Source organism: Rhodanobacter sp. UC4448_H15 (assembly GCF_052978265.1).
The window spans coordinates 3,268,231-3,291,860 of sequence record NZ_CM129665.1 but is presented as its reverse complement, the minus strand read 5'-3'; the positions used below and the strand labels follow the sequence as shown (position 1 = coordinate 3,291,860).

The 23,630-nt window shown below is 70.7% G+C and carries 15 protein-coding genes; 10 read left to right on the top strand and 5 right to left on the bottom strand.

All coding sequences use genetic code 11. The features are described 5' to 3' along the window. Positions 1-7: 7 nt before the first annotated feature. Complete coding sequence (gene fusA, locus ACVCMI_RS15220; protein WP_447098253.1) at positions 8-2,050, bottom strand: elongation factor G; 2,043 nt, start codon at positions 2,048-2,050, stop codon at positions 8-10. Between the two features lie 283 nt (positions 2,051-2,333). Beyond that, positions 2,334-2,570 (bottom strand): hypothetical protein, encoded by a 237-nt coding sequence (locus tag ACVCMI_RS15215; RefSeq protein WP_447110611.1) that lies wholly within the window; start codon positions 2,568-2,570, stop codon positions 2,334-2,336. Between ACVCMI_RS15215 and ACVCMI_RS15210 the strand changes: the two genes are divergently transcribed. Together ACVCMI_RS15210 and ACVCMI_RS15205 are read left to right on the top strand one after the other, a co-directional pair. After that, complete coding sequence (locus ACVCMI_RS15210; RefSeq protein WP_447110610.1) at positions 2,565-3,326, top strand: hypothetical protein; 762 nt, start codon at positions 2,565-2,567, stop codon at positions 3,324-3,326. The genes ACVCMI_RS15215 and ACVCMI_RS15210 overlap by 6 nt on opposite strands. 82 nt (positions 3,327-3,408) lie before the next feature. Next, on the top strand, positions 3,409-5,151 hold the full coding sequence (locus ACVCMI_RS15205) for a hypothetical protein (RefSeq protein ID WP_447098255.1): 1,743 nt from the start codon (positions 3,409-3,411) through the stop codon (positions 5,149-5,151). A gap of 109 nt (positions 5,152-5,260) precedes the next feature. Here ACVCMI_RS15205 and ACVCMI_RS15200 read toward each other — a convergent pair whose 3' ends face one another. After that, positions 5,261-6,724 carry a GTPase gene (locus tag ACVCMI_RS15200; protein WP_447098256.1) on the bottom strand — a complete coding sequence of 488 codons (1,464 nt, stop codon included), beginning with the start codon at positions 6,722-6,724 and terminating at the stop codon, positions 5,261-5,263. A gap of 139 nt (positions 6,725-6,863) precedes the next feature. Between ACVCMI_RS15200 and ACVCMI_RS15195 the strand changes: the two genes are divergently transcribed. The 3 genes from ACVCMI_RS15195 to ACVCMI_RS15185 all read left to right on the top strand — a co-directional run bounded on the left by ACVCMI_RS15195 (position 6,864) and on the right by ACVCMI_RS15185 (position 14,762). Continuing rightward, a complete protein-coding gene (locus tag ACVCMI_RS15195) occupies positions 6,864-7,415 on the top strand; it encodes a YdeI/OmpD-associated family protein (RefSeq protein WP_447098257.1) in 552 nt (183 codons plus the stop codon). A gap of 95 nt (positions 7,416-7,510) precedes the next feature. Beyond that, positions 7,511-11,074, top strand: a complete 3,564-nt coding sequence (locus tag ACVCMI_RS15190; protein ID WP_447098258.1) for a two-component regulator propeller domain-containing protein — start codon at positions 7,511-7,513, stop codon at positions 11,072-11,074. 139 nt (positions 11,075-11,213) lie between these two features. Then, a complete protein-coding gene (locus ACVCMI_RS15185; RefSeq protein WP_447098259.1) occupies positions 11,214-14,762 on the top strand; it encodes an ATP-binding protein in 3,549 nt (1,182 codons plus the stop codon). Positions 14,763-14,867: 105 nt separating this feature from the next. On the opposite strand, the gene ACVCMI_RS15180 is transcribed toward ACVCMI_RS15185, so the two are convergent. Then, positions 14,868-15,290, bottom strand: coding sequence for a DNA polymerase III subunit chi (locus tag ACVCMI_RS15180; RefSeq protein WP_395119959.1), 423 nt, complete (start codon positions 15,288-15,290; stop codon positions 14,868-14,870). Between the two features lie 93 nt (positions 15,291-15,383). Further along, positions 15,384-16,868 carry a leucyl aminopeptidase gene (locus ACVCMI_RS15175; protein WP_447098260.1) on the bottom strand — a complete coding sequence of 495 codons (1,485 nt, stop codon included), beginning with the start codon at positions 16,866-16,868 and terminating at the stop codon, positions 15,384-15,386. A 263-nt stretch (positions 16,869-17,131) separates the two neighbouring features. Between ACVCMI_RS15175 and lptF the strand changes: the two genes are divergently transcribed. The 5 genes from lptF (at position 17,132) to recQ (ending at position 23,513) form a co-directional block, all read left to right on the top strand. Further along, complete coding sequence (lptF, locus tag ACVCMI_RS15170; protein ID WP_395119957.1) at positions 17,132-18,241, top strand: LPS export ABC transporter permease LptF; 1,110 nt, start codon at positions 17,132-17,134, stop codon at positions 18,239-18,241. Beyond that, positions 18,241-19,341 (top strand): LPS export ABC transporter permease LptG, encoded by a 1,101-nt coding sequence (lptG, locus tag ACVCMI_RS15165; RefSeq protein ID WP_447098261.1) that lies wholly within the window; start codon positions 18,241-18,243, stop codon positions 19,339-19,341. Before lptF ends, lptG begins: the two co-directional genes overlap by 1 nt. Positions 19,342-19,411: 70 nt before the next feature. Further along, a complete protein-coding gene (gene ltaE / locus ACVCMI_RS15160) occupies positions 19,412-20,431 on the top strand; it encodes a low-specificity L-threonine aldolase (RefSeq protein ID WP_447098262.1) in 1,020 nt (339 codons plus the stop codon). Positions 20,432-20,472: 41 nt separating this feature from the next. Then, positions 20,473-21,558 carry a hypothetical protein gene (locus ACVCMI_RS15155; protein WP_447098263.1) on the top strand — a complete coding sequence of 362 codons (1,086 nt, stop codon included), beginning with the start codon at positions 20,473-20,475 and terminating at the stop codon, positions 21,556-21,558. 140 nt (positions 21,559-21,698) lie between these two features. Next, positions 21,699-23,513, top strand: a complete 1,815-nt coding sequence (recQ, locus tag ACVCMI_RS15150) for a DNA helicase RecQ (protein ID WP_447098264.1) — start codon at positions 21,699-21,701, stop codon at positions 23,511-23,513. Positions 23,514-23,630 lie beyond the last annotated feature (117 nt).

Below are 23,630 nucleotides of genomic sequence, written 5' to 3'. Positions count from 1 at the left end.
ATGCACTTCAATCCTCCTCCGCGCGCGGCTTCCAAGCCTCTCCCAACTGCTTCTGCACGGTGGCGGGGGCGGCTTCGTAGTGGCTCAGGTCGAGGCTGTAGCGGCCACGGCCGCCGGTCATGGATTTCAGTTCGGTGGGGTAATCGATCAGTTCGGCCAGCGGGGCCTGCGCCTTGATCACCAGCTCGCCGCCACGCTGCGCATCGGTGCCCAGGATGCGCGCGCGCTTGCCGGCGAGGCTGCCGGTGACGTCGCCGACGTGGCGCTCGGGGATCGCCACCTCGACGTTGACGATCGGCTCCAGCAGCACGGGATGCGCCTTGGCCACGGCGTCGAGGAAGGCTTTCTTGCCGGCGCTGATGAAGGCCACCTCCTTGGAGTCGACCGAGTGGTACTTGCCGTCGTAGACCGTGACGCGCAGGTCCTGCAGCGGGTAGCCGGCCACCACGCCGCGCTCCATCGCCTGGCGCACGCCTTTCTCGATCGCCGGCAGGAACTGGCCGGGGATCACGCCGCCCTTGATCGCGTCGACGAATTCGAAGCCGGCGCCGCGATCGAGCGGCTCGATGCGCAGGAACACCTCGCCGAACTGGCCGGCGCCGCCGGTCTGCTTCTTGTGCCGGTGGTGGCCTTCGGCGAGGGCGGCGATGGTTTCGCGATACGCGATGCGTGGCGGGCGCGTCTCCACTTCCACGCCGTAGCGTTCGCGCATGCGCTCGAGCATCACCTTCAGGTGCAGCTCGGAGAGCCCGCGCACCACGGTCTCGTTGAGTTCCTTGTGGTGCTCGACGCGAAAGCAGGGATCTTCCTCGGCCAGGCGCGCCAGCGCGTTGGAGAGCTTCTGCTCCTGGCCCTTGTGCCGCGGCTCCAGCGCCAGGCCGACCATCGGCGTGGGGAACCGCGGTGGCGCCAGCGCCATGCGATCGTCGTCGTGCGAATCGTGCAGCACCGCGTCGTAGTGGATTTCCTCGACCTTGGCCACCGCGGCGATGTCGCCGGGGATCGCCGCCTCGATCTCCACGTGGTTCTTGCCCTGCAGGCGGAACAGGTGGCCGACCTTGAACGGCTTGCGGCCGTCGTCGACCAGCAGCTGGCTGTCGCGCCGCACGGTGCCCTGCCACACGCGGAACACGCCCAGCTTGCCCACGAACGGGTCGTTGATGATCTTGAACACGTCGGCGATCACGTGCGCCTGCGGGTCGGCGCTCACCCGCAGCGGCAGGCCGTCGCCGCGCACGAAGGGCGGAGGGTTGCCCTCGGCCGGATTCGGCAGCAGCCGCGCGGCGACGTCGAGCAGTTCCTTCACCCCGGCACCGGTGCGCGCGCTGGTGAAGCAGATCGGCACCAGGTGGCCTTCGCGCAGGCATTGCTCGAAGGCGTCGTGCAATTGCTGCGCGCCCAGCGCCTGCTCGCCCTCGTCCAGGTAGCGGCCCATCAGTGCCTCGTTGACCTCCACCACCTGGTCGATGATCTGCTGGTGCGCCACGGCCAGCGAGGAGAAATCGGTGGCGCCGTCGTCGTGGAAGAAGCAATCCAGCACGCGGTTGCCGCGTTGCGCCGGCAGGTTCACCGGCAGGCACTGGCTGCCGAATTCCTCGCGCAGCGCGTCGACCAGGGCGGCGAGGTCGGCGCCGTCGAAGTCGATCTTGTTGATCACCAGCATGCGCGCCAGGCCGCGCTCGTGGGCGTGCATCATCATGCGGCGCGTGCCGTGCTCGATGCCGTTGATCGCGTTGACCACGATCGCCACGCTCTCCACCGCAGCCAGCGCGGACAGCGTGCCGCCGCGGAAATCGGCGTAGCCGGCGGTGTCGATCAGGTTGATGCGGCAGTCGCCGTGCTCGACCTGGGCGATGCTGCTGTCGATGGAATGGGCGCGCGATTGTTCCTGCGCGTCGGTATCCGACACGGTATTGCCGCGCTCGACGGTGCCGATGGACTGGATCGCCCCGCCGGCATGCAGCAAGGCCTCGAACAGCGTGGTCTTGCCGGCGCCGGCGTGACCGGCGAGCGCGATGTTGCGGATATGTTCCGTGACGAGTTCGGACACGATGCGACCCTCCTCATGCTAAGGGCGCAGCCTCGTGGCATGAACGGCACCGCCCGAGGCCGCGCGGGGCGGCTGGAAAAGCGGGCCGTCATGGTCGTCCTGCGCGATGCGGCGGCGAGGGCGGTCATGGCGGGGGATCGGCGCGGGGCGTCGATCGGCCTAGCCTTGTGCCATGCGCAAGTGGGGTCAAGCTGCACTGCGGGGAACCGCGCGGCGCCGGCGGCTGTCTGTCCCAGGTGTCGCGCGCCCCGGCGACGCGATCGTCACGCCGGTCTAGCGGGGTTCAATCGCCTTCGGCCATGCTGCGACCGCCCACCGATTTCCACGAGGCACCGCCATCGCCGTTGCGCCGCAGCCCCAGCCAGCCACGCCCGAGCCGCCCGAACCCGAGCGGCGCGAGCTCGTGCCCGCGGCTGGCGACTGGCGTGCGCGGGCCACGCGACAGCGGCATCGCTGGCACGAGCCGCCGGTCGAGCGGGCCACGCATCGCTGGACGCTCGCCGCGGTACTGCTGTTGCATGCGTTGTTCGCGCTGGTGGCGTGGTACGGCACGCGCCCGCCGGTACCGCACGAGGAGGCGCCACCCGAGCAGTTCCTGCAGATCCGCCTGATCGAGGACACACCTGCAAGCCACGCGCCGCCGCCGCTGGCCTTGCCGCCCGCGCCGCCCGCCGCACCGCCGCCGACGCGGGCACGGCCGGAGCCGCCGGCCAAGGGCGCCATGGTGGTGCAGGCCCCGCCGCTGCGGTTGTACGACGAGCATGGCCAGCCACTGCTGCCGCCGGCGCCTGTTTCCAGTGCGCCGGTGCCCGGCTACGTGCAACGCATGCCGCAGGGCGATACGCAGGTCATGCGTCACGACAGCCCGGTCAAGTACAAGCCCACCCGCTTCGCGGACGACTGGGACAAGGGCGGCAGCTCCGTCGACAGCGCGCTGCAGAAGCTGGTGGACAAGACCACGAAGAAAACGACGATCCACCTGCCCGGCGGCATCCGCATCCACTGCGCCGTGTCGCTGGCGATGCTCGCCGGTGGTTGCGGTGGCGACCCGCCGCCGCCACCGTCGGCGAAAAGTGGCGACATGCGCCTCAACATGGCGCCGGCCAGCACGCCCGACGGTCGCACGCACGGTTTCACCCCGCCCGGCGTGGAGGCCTGCATCGCGATGTATCGCGCCGGCAAGCCGCTGGCGCAAGGCTGTCCGGTGGATACGCCCGACCGCGCAGTGGACGAGGAGTTGCGCGAGCGCAAGGCAGCGCGCGGCGCCGGCCGCTGATGGCCCCCGCTACACTGGCCGCATGCCCGCGCCGTCCCCGGATTCCGTCCCACCCCGTCGTGCCGCCAACCCCGCGCGAGTCTTGCTGGACTCGCCGCTGGCGGCGGCCACGCGCGGCCGCGTCTATCATCTGCGTCGGCACGCGCCGCCGCCGTCGCGGGGTCGTCGCGCGCTGGCCTTCCTCGGCACCTTGCTGGTGCATCTGCTGTGCCTGTTCGCGTTCGTGCTCGGCCCGGCCTACGAACCCACCGTGCTGCCGGACCATTCGCGCGAACCGCTGCTGCAGGTGCGCCTGATCGAGCCACCCGAACCGCCGCCACCGCCGCCGGTGCATGGCACGCCACCGAAGCAGCGCGGGCCGCGCCAGCAGGGTCGGCAGCATCCCGCACCGCGCGTCGAACCGAGCGCCAATGCCGTCGCGCTGACGGCCGCCGCCACCCCCGCGAAGCCGGCGAAAGCCGCGCCGGTCGCCGCGCCGCAGCCGCCAGTGAGCCTGCCGGCGCCGACGCCGCTGCCGCTACCCAAACCGGCGGCACCGGCGGTGCCGGCGCCTCCCTTGGCGCTGACCCTGCCGGCGCCGGTGGCTCCCGCGCTGCCGGCGCCCCAGCCCGAGCCGCAACGTCCGCCGCAGGCCGAAGGCAATCGCCCGATCCTGCCGCCGACCGCGCTGGCCTTGCCCCAGGCGAGCGTGCCTGCGGTCGCCGCACCGCCCGCGATCACGCTGCAAGTCGCGGCGCCGACCACGCTGGCCGCGCTCAGCGAAGCGCCGGAACCCGCGCCAGCGCCACCGCAACTGCCGCGTCCGCAGCCGCAAACGCTGGTGCCCCCCACGCCGATCGCGCCGCCCGCCCCGCGCCTGGTGCCGCAGCTGACCCAACCCGCGCAACTGGCCGAAGCCGTGCCGGCCGAGGTTGTCGCGCCCCCGCGCGCGCTGGCACCGACCCAGCTGGACCTGCAGCGCTCCGCACCGGCGCCGGCGATGACGCCAGCGACCCTGCGCCCGGTGTTGCAGGCACCGACCGCCGTGGCCGCGATCACGCCTCCGCCCGCCGCCTCCGCACTGCCGCTGCCGGCCACCGCCGAGGTCAGCCGCGCGCCGGAGGCCTCGCCGCAAGGCAGCGACACCGCCACGGTCGGCGAGCCGGCCGGCGCCACCAGCGTCGCGCCGCCGTCGGCACCTGCGCCAGCGGTTCGTGCCGCCGCCAGTACCGGCAGCCAGCACGCGCCCTCGCTGGCCGCGGGCAAGCTCGGCGGCGATCGACCCGGCGCAGCGCAAGGCGGGGAGCACGGCGCGGTGGGCGACTACGTGCAGCTGAAGCCGAGCGGCGATACCGAAATCATGCGTCACCGCACGCCTGACGTCGGCTACCGGCCCACCCGCTTCGAGCAGGACTGGACGCCCGAGGACGAAAGCTCGGTCGACACCGCGCTGCGCCGCGCGGTGGAAAAGACCACGGTCAAGCACACCTTCCACCTGCCGCGCGGCGTGCGGGTGGAGTGCGCGGTGAAACCACTGCTGCCGATCGCGCTGTTCGGCTGCCGCAACCCCGACCCGCCGCCGGCACCGGTCGCCGCCAGCGCGTATGCGCCATTGCACCTGGCGCCTGCCGCCCCGCTGGCGCCGCCCGCGGCCGCCAGCACGCCGGCACCGGCGACCTCCGCGCCGATGGTGAAGTTCGACAACGCCGCCGAATGCGCTGCCGCCCGCGTCGCCGGCGGCCCGTTGCCGCCGGGCTGCGCGTCGGAATTGCCGCCCGCCACGCCAGTGCGATTGCCGGCCCCGGCTTCCAGTTCGTGGGTGCCGGCGAGCGATCAGTTTCATTAGGCCGGGATTCGGCAGCGGCAACGGCGGGGGAGGGCGGGCACTGCCCGCCGCCTTCCGTGACACGAAACAAGAGCCGGCGGGCGGTGCCCGCCCTACCAGTGAGCACGGGTTACTCCACGCGCGGTTCGCGCAGCGTGTCCATCGTCAACGTCGCCAGTTGTTTCAGGCGCGTGCCGCCGGCATCGGCGAGCAGGGTCTTCAGCCGCGCGTCGGCATCGTCCTGGTCCAGCGTCTGCCGCTCGGCCAGCGAGGCGGCCAGGGCGCGGCCCATCGAGTCGAAGATCAGCGCGTAGGCGAACGCGTGCAGCACGCCGCCGCCCAGCGTGCCCAGACCGGGGAACGCCTTCAGTGCATTGCCGGCAACCGCCAGCACGATCGAGCTGCCGGTGCGCAGGGTCAGCCTGGCCTGGCGCACGAAATCCTCGATCTGCACGTCGCTGAGCCCGACGCCGTACAGCTCGGCCAGCGCCCGCGTGAGCCCGGTGGCGAGCACGCCCTGGATCACCAGGTCGCTGCCTGGCGCCACCGCCGCCATCGCACCGACGATCGCGCGGCGGGCGTACTGGCGCACGATGCGCTCTGCGGTTTCGGCGCGGGTCTGCGCCTCCAGCGTGCCGGTGCGCTGGTGCAGGCCGGCGAGCACGGCCTGCTCGCGACGCGGCTCCAGTCCCTCGGCACCGGGAGCGATGAGGCGGGTGAGTGCGCGCAGCAGCGGTTGGATCGCCGGCTTGCGCTGGCGTTCGACCGATTCGGTGCTGCCGTCGGCGAGCCGGCGCTGGTATCGCTCGCTGCCGCCGGCGCTGATCGCCACCACCGCGCTGGCGATGCCGCGCGATTGCGCGCGCAGCTTGTCCAGCAGCTGCGCCAGCTCCGGCTCGCCCCACTGGTCGGCCTTGTTCAACACCAGCAGCAGCGGCTTGCCGAAATCGGCGAGCCAGCGCAGTTCGTCGACCTGGCTGCGGGTGAGGTCGCCGGCACACAGGTAGATCACCGCGTGGGCGCGCAGGGCTTCTTCGCGTGCCTCGCGTTCGCGCGCTTCGCCGCCACTCTCGCGGCTGCCGGGTACGTCGGCGAGTACCAGGCTGCGGCCGTCGGGCAAGGTGCTGTCGTAGTGACCGACCGCGCGCGTGGTGCCGCCGCGCGCCTCGCTGGCCAGTGTGGCCTGCGGCGCCAGCGCACGGATCAGGCTGGACTTGCCGGTGGAGATCTCGCCGAACAGCGCGACGTACAGGCGCGCGCCGAGCCGGCGCTGGTCGAGTTCGCCCAGCTCGGTGGCGAGCGCGCCGGTGTCGGCGCCGTGTTCGCGCAACTTGTCGATGCGCTGCTCCAGGCTGGCGCGGTCGGGCACCGGCAGGGGTCGGCGCCGGCGGCGCGGACGCAGCAGCCACCACAGCACGGCCAGGCCGGCGGCGGCGAAGATCGCCAGCACCAGGCCCAGCGTCCACTGCAACGGCGCCGGCAAGGCGAGGAAGCGCTGGGCCAGCGCGAGGAAACGTTCCGCCGCGGCAAACAGCAGCCACAGCAGTGCGGCTATGGCCAGGGCGGCGAACAGCAGGCGTAGGCGTCGGGACATCCGGCGATTGTAGGGGCTCGCGCACCGCACACGCCCATGGCCGATGGCCCTTTCGCCGCGCCACGGCATGCGCGGTACGATCCCCGCGTTGCCTTGCCCCCAGGCGTGCGGCAAGCCCCTTCCCCGAGGACGATGCGACATGAGCAAGGCCGACACCACCTCCCGCTTCACGGCGAAAGTGCTGCGCCCGGCGATGCCCGACGATGCCGCATGGGCCTTCGTGCTGTTGCCGCGACCGGTGAGCGAGAAGCTGCCGCGCCGTGGGCGCACCACGGTCGACGCCAGCATCAACGGCCACCGCTTCCAGGCGACGCTGGAGCCGGATGGCCAGTTGAGCCACTGGCTGAAACTGGACAGCCGCCTGCTCAAGACCGTCCGTGCGCAAGCGGGCGACACCGTGGCGCTGGAGATCGCGCCGGTGAAGCATGAGCCGGAACCCGCGCTGCCGGCCGACCTGCGCCAGGCGCTGGACGATGCGCCCACCGCCGCCCGCGCCGGCTGGGACGCCACCACCACGATCGCGCGCGTGGACTGGATCCACTGGATCGTCTCGGCCAAGCAGGCAAAGACCCGCACGCAGCGCGTCGCCGCCGCCTGCGACATGCTCGCCGCCGGCAAGCGGCGCGTGTGCTGTTTCGATCCGTCGGGTTTCTACAGCAAGGCGTTGGCGGCGCCCGACGCGGCCGAATGACGCACGACGCGTGAAACGCATCGCTCCGGGCCGGCGCGATGCTCGCCGCCACGGACCCGATTTGGCATGATGGGGCGGATCAGGGGAATCTGCGCATGCTTGCATCGCTCATGTTGGGTGCGGTTCTGGCGGTGGCCACGCCGGGGTCCGCGGCCGCCGGCGGTGCCAGCACGACAATGCCGGCCGCCGGCGCGAGCATGCCGGCGACGCCGCAGTTCCGTCGTTATGGCGTGGCCGACGGCGTGCCCAGCGGTTCGATCTACGCGGTGGCGCAGGATCATCGCGGCATGATGTGGTTCGGTGCCGATGGCGGCCTGGTGCGCTTCGACGGCGTCACGTTCAAGGTGTTCCGGCATGCCAGCGGCGATCCGCTGTCGCTGCCGAGCAACCAGATCTACACCCTGTTCGTGGACAAGGCGGACCGCATCTGGGCCGGCGGCGTCTCGGCGGGACTGACCGTCTACGACCAGGACGGCGGGCGCTTTCGCCACTGGGTGCACGCAGCGGACGATCCGCACAGCCTCAGCAACGACGAAGTGTGGAGCATCGCGCAGACCCCCGATGGCCAGATCTGGGTGGGCACCCAGGGCGGCCTCGACCGCATGCGCCGCGACGAGAGAGGTTTCGAACCCGTGCGGCTCGATGCCGGCAGCGGGCAGGCGGCCCCGTTCGGCGCCATCCGCGCCTTGCTGGCCGACCACGAGGGGCGGTTGTGGATCGGCAGTGAGCATGGTCTCTACGTGCGCTCGACCGACGGCAAGGTGCGCCGCGTGGCGGTCGACCCCGCGTTCGCCGGCGACGTCGGCGCGGTGTGGCGCATCGAGGGCGATGGCGACGAGATCCGCGTGGCGGTCAGCGGTGGCCTGCTGGTGGTCGGCGCCGACGGCGTGGCGCGGCCGCTGGCAAATCGGCAACTGGCCAACACGCGCATCCTGAGCAGCGTGCGCGACAGCCAAGGGCGGTTGTGGCTGGGCAGCCTCGACGGCGTCTGGCTCGAATCGGAACAGGGCCCGCTGCAGCACATCACCGGCGCGCCGCTGTTGCCCGGCGGCCTGCCCAGCGATCGGCTGTGGCAGATTTTCCGCGATCGCGAAGGCGGCCTGTGGTTCACCTTCGACCAGTCCAGCATCGCGTACCTGCCGCCGAGCTGGAATGGTTTCGCGCGTTTCACGCATATCCCGGACGATGCCGACAGCCTGTCCAACACCGCAGCGCTGTCGGTGCTGACCGGGCGCGACCACGAGCTGTTGGTGGGCGGCTACAACGGCTGGGTCGACAAGCTGGATACGGCGACCGGCGAGGTCAGCCACGTGCTGCGCGGCCTGCACGGCAACCTCACCTCGCTGGCGGAGGATGCGCGCGGCCGCCTGTGGATCACCGGGCCCGGGCGCATCTACCGCTACGACCACGGCAAGCTGCTGACGCTGGGCGCCGAGCAGACGCACATGAAACGGCCGCTCGCGCTGGTCGCCGGCATGGACGGCCATATCTACGGGGCGTCGTGGGGCGAGGGCGTGTTCGCGATCGACCCCGACACGCTGGCGTCGACGCCGCTGCTGCCGGCCGATGCGCCCGACGGCGCGCGCTTCTTCGACCAGTTGCGGGCGCACGACGGGGCGGTCTGGTACGCCAGCATGGCCGGGCTGATGCGCAGCGAAGGGCCCGGACAGCCGCTGGCGTTCGTGCCGGGCGTATCGCGGCGGGAGATCTACAGTTTCGCGTTCGATGACGACGGTTTCTGGATCGCCACCGAAACCGCGCTGGAGCATTACCGCCTGGCGGACGGGCGCGCCACGCGCGACGACAGCGTCGACATCAGCCGGATGGGGCTGATCGCGGACCTGCGCACCATGCTGGTCGATCGGCAGGGGCAACTGTGGTTGTTCAGCAGCCCGGGCCTGCGCCGCTTCAACCCGCTGACCCACACGTTCACCCAGTTCGGTGCGGCGCAGGGCCTGAGCAATGGAGAGTTCACCAACGGCTCGGCGGTGGTCGCTGCCGACGGCACCATGCTTGCCGCCAGCAGCGGCGGCGTCACCGCGTTCCAGCCGGCCGAACTGGCGCGGCTGGAACGGCCCGGCCCGCTGCCGCTGCTGTCGCTCACCCAGGTCAGCGTGCGCCGCGACGGCAAGACCGTCGCGCTGTCGCCGGAGCAGCCGGTGCACCTGGGCTGGCGCGATCGCGACTTGCGCGTGGAGGCGCGCATGTCGTCCTACGTGGACCCGGCAGCGAACCGCTACTTCTTCCACATGGGCGGTTTCGACAGCGGCTGGGTGAGCACCGGCAACCAGGGCCAGCGCGAGTTCGTCGGGCTCGGCGCCGGCAGTTATACGCTGGAAGTGCACGGCCATGGCGCCGACGGCCAGTGGGGCAAGGCGCGGCCGCTGCTGGTCACGGTGCAGGCGCCGCCGTGGCTGCGCTGGTGGGCATGGCTGGGTTACCTGTTGCTGGTGGCAGCCGTGGTCGCGCTGGCGTTGCGTGGCTGGCGCCGGCGGCTGGCGCAGCGCCACCAGATCCAGCTGGCCGAGCAGCAGCGGCAGATGGCCGAGGCGGCCAGCGCAGCCAAGACCCAGTTCCTGGCCACCCTGAGCCACGAGATACGCACGCCGATGACCGGCGTGATGGGCATGGCCGAATTGCTGTTGAGCACGTCGCTCGATCCGCTGCAGCATGACTACACCCGGGCGATGCAACGTTCCGGCGACATGCTGCTGAAACTGCTCAACGACGCGCTCGACCTGGCCCGCATCGAGGCCGGCAAGCTGGAGCTGGAGCCGGCGCCGTTCAGCCCGCGCCAGTTGCTGGAGGACGTGACGCAGCTGGAGCAGGGGCTGGCGCACGCGCGCGGTATCCGCTTCGTGCTGGAGGTGGCCGATGACCTCCCCGCACAGGTCGTCGGCGATGCGGTGCGCATCAAGCAGGTGCTGCTGAACCTGGCCAACAACGCGCTCAAGTTCACCGAACGCGGCCACGTGACCTTGCGCGGCGAACGCACCGCCGACGGTTTGCAGTTCGGCGTCAGCGACACCGGGCCGGGCATTCCCGAGGCGAGCCAGGCGCGCTTGTTCCAGCGCTTCGAGCAGGCCGACGGCCCGCAGCGTGCGGCGGGCAGCGGCCTGGGCCTGGCGATCTGCCGGGAGCTGGTGGACATGATGGGCGGCAGCATCGAGCTGGAATCGCGCGTGGGCCACGGCAGCACCTTCCGCGTGCGCCTGCCGCTGGCCGAACCGGCCGAGCCGGCGCCACTGGCGGCACCGCTCGCCGCCGGCGGCAGCCATCACCTGCTGCTGGTGGAAGACGACACCATCGTGGCGGCGGTCATCCGCGGCCTGCTCGAACGCGAAGGCCATCACGTGGTGCACGTGATCAACGGGCTGGCCGCGCTGGCCGAGCTGGCCCACGCCAGCTTCGACGCGGTGCTGCTGGACCTGGACCTGCCCGGCGTCGACGGCTTCCAGATCGCGCGGCTGATCCGCCAGCGCGAACCGGACGCCCGCCACGTGCCGATCATCGCGGTCACCGCCCGCTCCGGCGGCCGCGACGAGGCGCGCGCCCGCGAAGCGGGCATGGACGGCTTCCTGCGCAAGCCGGTCAGCGGCGAACAACTGGCTGGTGCGCTGGCCCGGGTCATCGCCTCGGCGAGCGATGCCACGGCCTGAGCCGCGGACGGGCGCCTGTGCTCGCGCTGGCAGGAAGGCTTTGGCATCATGGCCGCTACGGGACAGGCTGCCGCCATGGCGCGTCGCTCGCATGCAACGCGGTGCTGGCCGGCATGGAAGCCCGAAGGGGACGACCTGAATGTTTTCGGCAGCCTTGCTGACCCTGGCCCTCGGGCTGGCCCTGCCCGTCGCGGGCATGCCGGCCATCCCGACGGCCGCGAGTCGGGCCGATCCGCTGCCGACGCCGCAGTTTCGCCGCTACGACACCTCGGATGGCTTGCCCAGCACCAATGTCTACGCCGTGGTGCAGGATCGCAAGGGCGCGATCTGGTTCGGCACCAAGGGTGGCCTGGCGCGTTTCGACGGCGTCGGCTTCAAGGTGTTCCGGCATGCGGAGAACGACCCGGGCTCGCTGTACGCCAACGGCATTGCCACGCTGACGGTCGATCGCCGCGGACGCCTGTGGGCCGCTGGCCTCAACGCCGGCCTGAACCGCTACGACGAGGCCAGCGGCAGCTTCCGCCACTGGGGGCACGATCAGGCCGACCCGGCCAGCCTGTCCAGCGACCGGGTCTGGGCCATCGCGCAAACACCGGACGGCAGCTTGTGGATAGGCAGCGCCGGCGGGCTCGACCGCATGCACCCGGACGAGCGCGGCTTCGAGCACGTGGTCGATCCGCAGCTTGGTGCCACGCCAGCCGCGGTCGGCACCGTTGCCGCACTGTATGTGGACGGGCGCGGCCGATTGTGGATCGGCAGCAGCCACGGCGTATTCGTGCGCGAGGCGGACGGCGCGATCCGCCGCATACCGTCGGCCGAGCCGCAGCGGACCATCGACGCGTGGCGGATCGACGGCAGCGGCGACGAGGTGCGGCTTGCCGCCACCGACGGCCTGTGGATCGTCGGCGCCGACGGCGTGGCACGCCGCTTCGGCGCCGGCGTGATTCCCGCCACCAACGTGATGAGCAGCGTGCGCGACGCCGCCGGCCGCCTGTGGGTCGGCACGCAGAAGGGCCTGTTCCTGCAGGCGCGCCCGGGCGGGCCGGTGACCGCGGTGGCCGACCAGCCGGTGCTCTACGGCAACTTGCCCGGTACCTGGGTATGGCAGCTGATGGTCGACCGCGAAGGCGGCATGTGGGCGGCGCTGTACGACGGCGGCGTGGCGTACCTGGGGCCGGGCTGGAACCGCTTCAGCCGCTTCACCCACACGCCGGACGATCCGTCCAGCCTGCGCGACGCGATCGCCACCACCATGGCGCGCGGCAAGGACGGTCGCCACGTGTGGGTGGGCCAGCGCGGCGGCCGGGTCGACCGGCTCGATCCGGTGACCGGCGCGGTCGAGCACGCGATATCGGGACTGCGCGGCGACGTGGTCGGCATGACCGAGGACGCGAGCAACCGCTTGTGGGTGGTGGTGCAGGGCGCGCTGTACCGCGACACCGACGGGCGACTCGACCGGGTCGACCCGGCCGGCGCGATGCTGCAGCGGCCGCTGGAGGTCGAGTCCGGGCCGGATGGCCAGATGTATGCGCGCACCTTCGGCCAGGGCTTGTTCCGCATCGACCCGGAGACGCTGGCGGTCCAGCCGGTGCCGATGGACGGCTCCAGCGACAAGGTGCGCTGGGGCAGCCAGATGACGCTGCATGACGGCGTCTTCTGGTACGCCAGCGACGGCGGCATGATGTGGCTGGACACGACCCGGGGCCGCTTCGTGATGGTGCCGGGCGGGCCGGCAGGACAATCCGTCGACGCCTTCGATTTCACCGCCGACGGACTGTGGATGGCCAATGCCGACGGGCTGGTCCACTACCGCCGCGGCGGCGACGGCATCGTGGCGGACCGCCGGATCGACGCGGTGCATGGCTGGCCGTCGGTCAACGTCACCGACCTGCGCGTCGATGCCGCCGGCCGGGTCTGGGTGTTTGGCCACGACGGCCTGTGGCGGTTCGAGCCGGACACCGGCACGTTCCGTTCGTTCGGCCTGCAGGATGGCCTGACCAACGGCGAGTTCTTCCGCGGCTACGCGCGGATGCCCAGCGGCTACATCTACGCCGCCACCCTGGGCGGCGTGGTGGCGTTCAACCCGGACCGGAGCAACCGGCAGACCAGCGTGCCGCAGATGGCGCTCACCCAGGCCAGGGTGCGCCACCGCGGCGCCGCCCAAGTACTGCCGATCGGCACGCAGCCGCTGCACATGGACTGGCACGACAGCCAGCTCGCGATCGAGGCGCGGGTGTTCTCCTATGTCGCGCCGGCTGCCAACCGCTACCGTTTCCGGCTGTACGGCTTCGACAGCGACTGGGTGGACACCGGCAGCCGCGGCGAGCGCGATTTCAGCGGCCTCGGCGCAGGCGACTACACGCTGGACGTGATGGCCGCGGGCGCGAATGGCCGATGGGTGCACCTGGCCACGCCGCTGCGCATCCAGGTCGAGGCGCCGCCGTGGCTGCGCTGGTGGGCGTGGGCCATCTACGTGCTGCTGGTGGCGGCGCTGGTGGCTCTGATCCTGCATGCCTGGCGCCGTCGCCTGGCGCAGCGCCACAAGATCCAGCTGGCCGAGCAGCAGCGGCAGATGGCCGAGGCGGCGAGCGCGGCGAAGACGCAGTTCCTGGCCACCCTGAGCCATGAAATACGCACGCCGATGACCGGCGTGATGGGCATGGCCGAGCTGCTGTTGAGCACGCCGCTGAACCGGCAGCAGCACGACTACACGCAGGCGATGCAACGCTCCGGCGGCATGCTGCTGAAGCTGCTCAACGACGCGCTCGACCTGGCCCGCATCGAGGCCGGCCGGCTGGAGCTGGAGCCGGCGCCGTTCAGCCCGCGCCAGTTGCTGGAGGACGTGGCGCAGCTGGAGCAGGGCCTGGCCCACGCCAAGGGCATCCGCTTCGAGCTGGCACTGGCCGACGATCTGCCGGCACAACTGCTCGGCGACGCGGTGCGGATCAAGCAGATCCTGCTGAATCTGGCCAACAATGCCTTGAAGTTCACCGAGCACGGCAGCGTCTCGCTGAGCGCGCAGCGCACCGCCGACGGTTTGCAGTTCGGCATCAGCGACACCGGGCCGGGCATTCCCGAGGCGAGCCAGGCGCGCTTGTTCCAGCGCTTCGAGCAGGCCGACGGCCCGCAGCGTGCGGCGGGCAGCGGCCTGGGCCTGGCGATCTGCCGGGAGCTGGTGGACATGATGGGCGGCAGCATCGAGCTGGAATCGCGCGTGGGCCACGGCAGCACCTTCCGCGTGCGCCTGCCGCTGGCCGAGCCGCCGGTCGAAGCGCCGACGCCGACTCGCGCCGCCCGCAGCTACCGCTTGCTGCTGGTGGAGGACGACACCATCGTGGCGGTGGTGATCCGGGGCCTGCTGGAGCGCGAGGGCCACGCGGTGGTGCACGTGGTCAACGGGCTGGCCGCACTGTCCGAACTGGCACACGTGAGTTTCGACGCCGTGCTGCTGGACCTGGACCTGCCCGGCGTCGACGGCTTCCAGATCGCGCGGCTGATCCGCCAGCGCGAACCGGACGCCCGCCACGTGCCGATCATTGCGGTCACCGCCCGCTCCGGCGGCCGCGACGAGGCGCGCGCCCGCGAAGCGGGCATGGACGGCTTCCTGCGCAAGCCGGTCAGCGGCGAGCAATTGGCGGCGGCACTGGCGCGTGCACTGGCGACGCCGGCCGAAGCGCCCCCGGCCTGACGGTGGCGCGGTGCGAGCACGCTGGCGGGCGATGCATTCGAGCCGAAAATCGGGAACAGGGAACGGGCATTCGCGGGAGCCAGAGCATCGCCCGCGAGCGGGCTCCTACTGGTCGCTCTTGTGGAGTTCGAAACCGCGTCGCTGGTACTCGCGCCAGCGTTCGCGCGAGCCGTCGCGGGCATCGGGGTCGGCGGGTACCACTTCGAGCACCCGTTCGCACGGCTGGTCGGGGCAGCGGTCGCGCAGGTTGATCAGCAGCGGGCGGTCGGGAGTGTCGACGCCGGGCGGTACGATCAGCACGGCGGTGAATTCGTCGTCGTCGTCGCCGGCCAGCTGGTGCGGGATCATCGCGTCGTCGTCGAACGCCCACAGCAGTTCGTCGATTTCGTGGGCCTGCTCGTGGTCGCGCGCCAGGATCAGCGTCGGCTGCTGCGCCGCGTAGGCCTTTTTCGCCAGCTCGCACACCAGCAGCAGCGGCTGCTCGATGAAGCGTGGCTTGTTGGCGATCAGGTAGAAGTCGGCGCGCATCAGGCTGGGAATGGGGAATGGGGAATGGGGAATAGTAAAGGCAACGCCGCCGTTGCGGCTGCCAGCTCTTCCTATTCCCCATTCCCCATTTCCTTATTCCCGATCCAGCAGCCACTGCGCCAGCAACGCCACCGGGCGGCCGGTGGCGAGGCCCTTGCGGCCGTCTTCCCAGGCGGTGCCGGCGATGTCGAGGTGGGCCCAGCGCTGGCCGTCGGTGAAGCGCGAGAGGAAACAGCCGGCGGTGATCGCGCCGGCGGTCTTGCCGCCGATGTTGGCGACGTCGGCGAAACCCGATTCCAGTTGCACCTGGTAGTCGTCCCACAGCGGCAGGCGCCAGGCGCGATCGAGGGTTTCCTCGCCGGCGGCGAGCAGCTCGGCGGCGAGGTCGTCGTGCTTGCTCATCAGGCCGCTGGCATGCTTGCCCAGGGCGACCACGCAGGCGCCGGTGAGGGTGGCGGCGTCGACGATGGTGTGCGGCTGGTAGGTCTTCGCCGTCCAGGTCAGCGCATCGCACAGGATCAGCCGGCCTTCGGCATCGGTATTGAGCACCTCGATGGTGAGGCCGGAGAGGCTGGTGAGCACGTCGCTGGGACGGTAGCTGTCGCCGCCGGGCATGTTCTCCACGCTCGGCACCACGCACACGAGGTTGCGCTTCAGGCCCATCTTCACCGCGGCCACGAACGCGCCCATCACGCCGGCGGCGCCGCCCATGTCGAACTTCATGTCCTCCATGCCGGGGCCGGGCTTGAGGCTGAGGCCGCCGGAGTCGAAGGTGACGCCCTTGCCGACCAAGGCATACGGCTTGTCGTCCGGATCGCCGCCCTTGTATTCCAGCGCGATCAGCCGCGGCTTGTTGGCCGACCCGCGCGCCACGGCGAGCAGCGAGCCGAAACCCAGCTCGGCCATCTGCGCTTCGTCCAGCACCTGGCAGTTGACCTTGTCGTGCAGGTCGGCGAAGGCCTGGGCCTGGGCAGCGATGTAGGCGGGGTTGCAGATGTTCGGCGGCAGGTTGGCCAGCTCGCGTGCGAAGCGCACGCCTTCGGCAATGGCGGTGGCCTGCTCCAGCGCGGCGTGTGCCTCGTCGCCCGCGGCGAAGGCGAGCGTGGCCAGTTCCGCCGGCTTGGCCTTGTCGCGCGGCTTGAAGGTGGCGGTGTAGCGGTAGGCGGCGAAATCGCTGGCCAGCGCCGCCACGCGCACGCGCCAGGCGGCGTCGCGGCCGGGTACGTCCACGTCGGTGAGATAGGACACCGCCGCGTTCAACGGCAACCGGCCGAGCGCACGCGCGGCTTCGATGTGGATCTTCTGGAAGCGCGCGCCGTCGAACGATTTCTGCGCACCCAGGCCGACCACCATCACGCGTTTGGCGGCGATGCCCGGCGGGGCGAACAGCACGCTGGTGCTGCCGGCCTTGCCGCTGATGTCGCCGCTTTCGAGTTGCTGGCGGATCAACCCGCCGGTGGCGCGATCCACCGCTTCGGCGGCGTTGCCCAGCACCGCCTGCTCGTACACGCCGACCACGATGCACGGGCTGTCGACGGCAGTGGCGGCAGTGTTGGTCAGGCTGAACTGGAGAGTCATCGGATGCGTTCCCGTGTGGGCCCGGTCGTGGCCGGACAGGCTAGACTTGCGGTTCGCCGCCCCTGGGAGCGTGGGCGGCAGAAATCTTCCGGGCTGCAAAAGCGGCTGCGCGGTCCGTATTTCCGCCGATTCTTGACCCATGGAACCACCATGGGCCGGCGAACCGTCGAAAACCCGTCCTCGCGCATCCACATTTTTCGCCTCGGAAGTTTCTGCCGCCCACGCTCCCGGGGTGTCACCGCACAAGCCATCAAGTTTATCGCATGCTGAGCATCCTCGACCGCTACTTCCTGCGTGAGCTGGCGCAGACCGTCGCCGCCACCGTGGTGGTCCTGCTGGTGATCGTGGCCGGCAGCGCGTTCGCCAAGGTGTTGCAGCAGGTGGCCAGCGGCAGCTTTCCGGCCAGCGTGATGTTTCAGGTGCTGGGGCTGCGCACGCTCGACGGCCTGACCAACCTGATGCCGCTGGCGAGTTTCATCGGCGTGCTGATGGGGCTGGGCCGCATGTACCGCGAGAGCGAGATGCACGTGCTGTCGTCCTCCGGCATGGGTCCGGCGGGCCTGCTGCGTCCGGTCGCGGTGCTGGCCGCGGTGCTGGTGGCGATCACCCTGGTGGTGGCGTTGTGGCTGGGTCCGTGGGCGGTACGCACCAGCGATGCGCTGGTGGCCGCGGCCAACCGTTCGGTGATCGCCGCCGGCCTCGACGCCGGGCGCTTCACCAGCCTGCCCGCCCAGGGCGGCATCATCTTCGTCGACAGCCTGAGCCGTGACGGCACACGACTGGGCCGCACCTTCGTCGCGACCCAGCGCAACAGCAAGGAAGGCGGGGCCCACCTGAAAGTGGTCAGCGCGGCCAGCGGCCAGCTGTACCAGGAGAGCGACGGCGAGGGCCGTTTCATCGCCTTCAAGGATGGCTGGCAATACGACATCCCGCTGGGTGCCGACAATTGGCGCCAGATGCAGTACCGGCAGAACGACACGTCGCTGTCCAGCGTGCAGGCCGACGAGGATGAGGATCCCGCGCACTCCAAGACCAGCTGGGCGCTGTTCCAGTCCGACAATCCGGAGGATCGCGCCGAGTTCGCCTGGCGCAGCAATGCGGCGCCGCTGACCCTGGTGCTGGTGCTGCTGGCGTTGCCGCTGGCGCGGCAGAGTCCGCGCGAGCCGAAGTACGGCCGGCTGCTGCTGGCGATGCTGGCGTTCTATCTCTACTACCTGCTGCTGGCGCTGGGGCGCGCGCAGATCGGCAAGGATCACTGGCACAGCCAGGCGCCGCTGTGGGGCCTGCACCTGCTCGCGCTGGGGCTGGCCGGCTGGTTGCTGTGGAAACAGTATTCCCCGCGGCGCGTGCGCACGGCGGCGAGTGCCGCGTGATGGGCATATTCAGCATCAAGCGGGTGGATCGGCTGGTGGCGCTCAGCGTGCTCGGCTCGCTGCTGACGGTGTGGCTGGTGCTCACCGGCTTCGATGCGGTGACCCAGTTCCTGCGCCAACTGGGCAACGTGGGCAAGCACGGCTACACGGTGACCGATGCGACGGTCTACGTGCTGGTGACGTTCCCGCGCCGCGCCTACGAGATGTTCGGCAACGCCGCGCTGATCGGCGGCCTGCTCGGCCTCGGCGGCCTGGCCGGCAGTGGCGAACTCACCGCCTTGCGCGCGGCCGGCCTGTCGCGATTGCGCATCGCCGGCTCGGCGGCAGGCGTGGTGGCGGTGCTGATCGTGGGGGTGGTGATCCTGGGCGAAACCGTCGCGCCGTGGGGCGACCAGCAGGCGCAGGCGATGCAGTTGCGCGTGCGCTCGGGCAACCTGGGCCTGGGCGACGGCAGCGGGTTGTGGGCGCGCGACGGCAACGACATCATCAACGCACGCGGCACCTCGCTCAAGGAGCACGACGGGGTCAGCGAGGTGCAACTGAGCGACGTGCGCGTGTTCACCTTCACGCCTGACGGTCAGCTCAAGCGCTTCCGCCTGGCGCAGAGCGCCACGCACGACGGCCACCAATGGATCCTGCACGGCGTGCGCAGCACCACGCTGGATGAGCAGGGCACGCATTCCACCACCACCGCCAACGAGTCGTGGCCGTCGAGCCTCAACCCGCAGGTGCTGGCGCAATCCGTGGTGCAACCGCAATACCTGTCGATGCGCGACCTGCGCCGCAACATGAGTTACCTGGAGAGCAACGGCGAGAGCCCGGGCAGCTACGCGGTGGCGTTCTGGGGCCGCGCGCTGTATCCGCTCAACGTGCTGGTGCTGGTGCTGTGCGCGATGCCGTTCGCGTTCGGCACACTGCGTTCCGGCGGCCTGGGAAAGCGCCTGTTCATCGGCATGTTGCTGGCGATCGGCTGGTATTTCATGCAGCAGGCGATGGTGAATTTTGGCACCGTCTACGGCCTGCCGCCATTCCTCGCCAACCTGCTGCCGGCGATGCTGTTGGCGTGCATTGCCTGGCTGTATTTCAGGCGCAGGGTGTGATTGAGCAGGGAATGGGGAATAGGGAATAGGGAATGGCAAGAACCAACGGCAACGGTAGCGGGAGGGTGTGATGGATGGGGTGGATCTGCGCAGCGATACGGTGACGCGGCCGACGGCGGCGATGCGCGAGGCGATGCTGGCGGCGGCGGTGGGTGACGACGTCTATGGCGAGGACCCGACGGTCAACGCGCTGCAGCAGCGGCTGGCCGACGACCTCGGCTTCGATGCCGGACTGTTCGTGCCCAGCGGCACCCAGTCCAACCTGCTGGCCTTGCTGGCGCACTGCGAGCGCGGCGACGAGTACCTGGTCGGCATGGATGCGCACACCTACAAGTTCGAGGGCGGCGGCGCGGCGGTGCTGGGCTCGATCCAGCCGCAGCCGATCGTGCAGGACGAGGATGGCAGCCTGCCGCTGGTGCGGATCGAGGCGGCGATCAAGCCGGTCGACCCGCACTTCGCACGCACCCGCCTGCTGGCGCTGGAGAACACCTGGCATGGCCGCCCGCTGCCGCTGGATTACCTGCGCGCCGCGCACGACACGGCGCGCGCGCACGGGCTGGGCCTGCACCTGGACGGCGCGCGGCTGTTCAACGCCGCGGTGGCCTGCGGCGTGCCGGCGCGCGATCTCGCGCGGCATTTCGATACCGTCTCGATCTGCCTGTCCAAGGGTCTGGGCGCGCCGGTGGGCTCGGTGCTGCTCGGCTCGCATGCGCTGATCGACAAGGCGCGCCGCTGGCGCAAGGTCTGTGGCGGCGGCTGGCGCCAGGCGGGCATGCTGGCCGCGGCGGGGATGCACGCGCTGGATCATCACGTGGCGCGGCTGGCCGACGACCACCGGCGCGCGGCCTACCTCGCCGGTCGCCTGCGCGAGATCGCCGGCATCGACCTGCTAGGTCAGCACACCAACATGGTCTTCGTCGACGTGCCGGCCACGCGCCTGCGCGAACTGGACGTCCATCTGCGCGGGGCCGGCATCCGCATCAGCATCGGCTACCTGCCGACCTTGCGGCTGGTGACGCATCTGGACGTCGACGACGACGGCATCGAGCGCACGGCGGCGGCGTTTGCGGCATTCTTCAAGTCGCATTGAACGCCGGCGGCCCGCGCGCAACCACGACAAGGATTTCTCCGGTGACCAACACGCATTCCCTGCTGCTCGCGCTGACCTGTCTGGCGATGACCGGTTGTCTCCCCGAGGCCCCCTCGACCGGCCTCGCGCAGGCGCCCGCGGCGACCGCTTCCGTTGCGGCGCGGACGCCAATCGTGGCGAGCGGTCCGGCGCCGCAGCCTGCCGCGCCGGTGTCGGCGCCGACCAAGCCATTCGCATTTGCTGCCGATGCCGCGTCGGCCACTGCGGGCTGCGCGTTCACCGGCCTGCAGTTGCCGCCGTCGACCAGGATCTACGCCGCCGGTGCCTACGGCGGCAGTCGGCAGGATTTCCAGATCGACCAGAGCGGGCACGAGGCCACTGCCATGCGAGTGGCGGTCAACCAGCCGGATGCGCCGGTGGTACTGATGCTGGGTGCCTACGAACCCACCGTGTGGAGCGTCGGCTGGACGCCGGGCACGCGCATTCTGGCGGTGCTGGTGAGCGGCTATCACCGGCAGGAGATCACCGGCCTGCCCGCCGACGTGCCGGTGCGGACAAGCACGTACGACAACAGGAGCCGCTGCGAATATTTCTACGTGGCGCCAAAAAATGCCGGCAAGCTCAACCCGATCGCACGCCGCATGTTTGGCCGTCCGGTCGACATGCTGTATCCCGCCCAGGGCGGCGAGGTGGTGGTCGGATCACCGCTGCCGGCAGGCAGCGCGCTGGTCACCGATGGAAGCGCCAGGCCGGCCTCCGCGTTCCGCTTGCCGAACAGCTCGCTGGCCGGGCCGGCGGGGCTGGAGCAGGGCGTGCGCGACGGTTTTCTGCGCGAAGCGGACGCTTCCGACGGTGCGGCGTGGATCGCTGCCCGACGCGCCCGGCAGCACGCTCCGGTCGATGCGCCGCCGATTGCCGGCGGCGCCCCGGCACCGCGCATGCCCTCGATGTTCCGCGCCTACGTGGTGCTGAAGGCGTACACCTTGCCGGCCGGATTGTACGGCGCGAATTCGGCCACCTTCTTCGTGCCCAAGGGCGTACCGCGGCCCACCGGAAAACTCGGTCACTCGACCCTGTACGACTTCAACACGGTCAGTTGCGCCGGGGTTGGCTGCGGTATGGAGTGAGCTTCGCGACGCAGGCCGTGCGGCAAACGCCGACACCCACGGCGCACGAACGCAGCTTGATCTTTCCGGCATCCGCGCGCGCTCCGGGCCTACACCGACGGCGCCCGACCCCGCCGTCCCCATTTGCTAGCATTCGGCCAATGCATTCCGCCGCCCTCGACATCCTGCGCAACATCTTCGGCTACCCCAGTTTCCGGGGCCAGCAACAAGCCATCGTCGAGCACCTGGGCGAGGGCGGCGACGCGCTGGTGCTGATGCCGACCGGCGGCGGCAAGTCGCTGTGCTACCAGATTCCCGCGCTGCTGCGGCAGGGCACGGCGATCGTGGTGTCGCCGCTGATCGCGCTGATGCAGGACCAGGTCGACGCCTTGCGCGAGGCGGGTGTGGCGGCGGCGTATCTCAACTCCAGCCTGGCCGCGGACGCGCAGCGCGAGGTGGAGAAGCAACTGCTGGCCGGCCAACTGAACCTGCTCTACGTGGCGCCGGAGCGGCTGCTGACGGCGCGCTTCCTCGACCTGCTCGAACGCACCGAGGTGGCGTTGTTCGCCATCGACGAGGCGCACTGCGTGTCGCAGTGGGGTCACGATTTCCGCCCCGAATATCGCGAGCTGGCGATCCTGCCGCAGCGCTTTCCTGCCGTGCCGCGCATCGCGCTCACCGCCACCGCCGACCCGCGCACGCGCGAGGAGATCGTCGAGCGGCTGGCGCTTCAGGACGCCCGTCAGTTCATCTCCAGCTTCGATCGCCCGAACATCGGCTATCGCGTGGGCTTGCGCCACAACGCGAAGCGCCAGCTGGGGGAATTCCTGCTCGGGCACGAGGGCGAGTCCGGCATCGTCTACTGCCTCAGTCGGCGCAAGGTGGACGACACCGCGCAGTGGCTGGCCGAATCGGGCATCGAGGCGTTGCCGTATCACGCCGGCCTCGACGCGGCCACGCGCTCGAAGAATCAGCAGCGCTTCCTGCGCGAGGACGGCGTGGTGATGGTGGCCACGGTGGCGTTCGGCATGGGCATCGACAAGCCCGACGTGCGCTTCGTGGCGCACCTGGACCTGCCGCGCAGCATCGAGGGCTACTACCAGGAAACCGGCCGCGCCGGCCGCGATGGCTTGCCAGCCGAGGCGTGGATGATCTACGGCTTGTCCGACGTGGTGACGATGAGCCAGATGATCGCGCAGTCCGAATCGGCCGACGACCGCAAGCGCGTCGAGCGGCAGAAGCTGGAATCGCTCCTCGCCTACGCCGAGGCCACCGACTGCCGCCGCCAGCTGCTGCTGGGCGCGTTCGGCGAAACCTATCCCGGCCCCTGCGGCCATTGCGACAACTGCGTGGCGCCGCCGAAGACCTGGGACGCCACCGTGGTGGCGCAGAAGGCCCTGTCGGCGGTGTACCGCACCGGCCAGCGCTTCGGCTCCGGCCACGTCATCGACGTGCTGCGCGGCGAGGAGACCGAGCGCGTGCTCGGTCTAGACCACCATCGCCTGAGCACCTTCGGCGTCGGCGCCGACATGGACGAGAAACAGTGGCGCTCGGTGTTCCGCCAGTTGCTCGCCGCCGGCCTGCTGGAGGCCGACGCCGAGGGCTACGGCACCTTGCGCCTGACCACCGCCAGCCGCGCCGTGCTCGGCGGCGAGCGGACGGTGCGGCTGCGCGAGGACGCCCGTCCCGAACGCGCCGGCCGGCGCAAGCGCGAAGCCAGTCGCGTGGCCAGCGGCAGCCTGGGCATCGAGGCCTACGAGCAATCCACCTGGGATGCGCTGCGTGCCCTGCGCACGCAACTGGCGAAGCAGCAGGGCGTGCCGCCCTACGTGGTATTCCACGACGCCACCTTGCTGGCGATGCTGCGCGCGATGCCCGCCAACGAGGACGAACTGGCCACCATCAGCGGCGTCGGTGAGTCCAAGCTCAAACGCTATGGGCGCGATTTCCTCGCGGTGATCAATTCTCCCCAGTGATTCGGCGCCTGGATGCGGGCGTGCGTCCGGTACGCGCGCCGACGGTCATCCCGGGTGGTTCCCAGGGTGAAACGGGCGGGTTATGCTGGACGTGTTTGACAGCGCTGTCATACTGCA

Excerpts from the sequence above, each read along its gene's own strand:
- lptF (WP_395119957.1), top strand. The coding sequence starts at position 17,132 with ATGCTGAGCATCCTCGACCGCTACTTCCTGCGTGAGCTGGCGCAGACC.
- ltaE (WP_447098262.1), top strand. The coding sequence starts at position 19,412 with ATGGATGGGGTGGATCTGCGCAGCGATACGGTGACGCGGCCGACGGCG.
- recQ (WP_447098264.1), top strand. The coding sequence starts at position 21,699 with ATGCATTCCGCCGCCCTCGACATCCTGCGCAACATCTTCGGCTACCCC.
- ACVCMI_RS15190 (WP_447098258.1), top strand. The coding sequence starts at position 7,511 with ATGCTTGCATCGCTCATGTTGGGTGCGGTTCTGGCGGTGGCCACGCCG.
- ACVCMI_RS15185 (WP_447098259.1), top strand. The coding sequence starts at position 11,214 with ATGTTTTCGGCAGCCTTGCTGACCCTGGCCCTCGGGCTGGCCCTGCCC.
- ACVCMI_RS15180 (WP_395119959.1), bottom strand. The coding sequence starts at position 15,290 with ATGCGCGCCGACTTCTACCTGATCGCCAACAAGCCACGCTTCATCGAG.
- lptG (WP_447098261.1), top strand. The coding sequence starts at position 18,241 with ATGGGCATATTCAGCATCAAGCGGGTGGATCGGCTGGTGGCGCTCAGC.
- ACVCMI_RS15195 (WP_447098257.1), top strand. The coding sequence starts at position 6,864 with ATGAGCAAGGCCGACACCACCTCCCGCTTCACGGCGAAAGTGCTGCGC.
- ACVCMI_RS15175 (WP_447098260.1), bottom strand. The coding sequence starts at position 16,868 with ATGACTCTCCAGTTCAGCCTGACCAACACTGCCGCCACTGCCGTCGAC.
- ACVCMI_RS15215 (WP_447110611.1), bottom strand. The coding sequence starts at position 2,570 with ATGCAACAGCAGTACCGCGGCGAGCGTCCAGCGATGCGTGGCCCGCTC.
- ACVCMI_RS15200 (WP_447098256.1), bottom strand. The coding sequence starts at position 6,724 with ATGTCCCGACGCCTACGCCTGCTGTTCGCCGCCCTGGCCATAGCCGCA.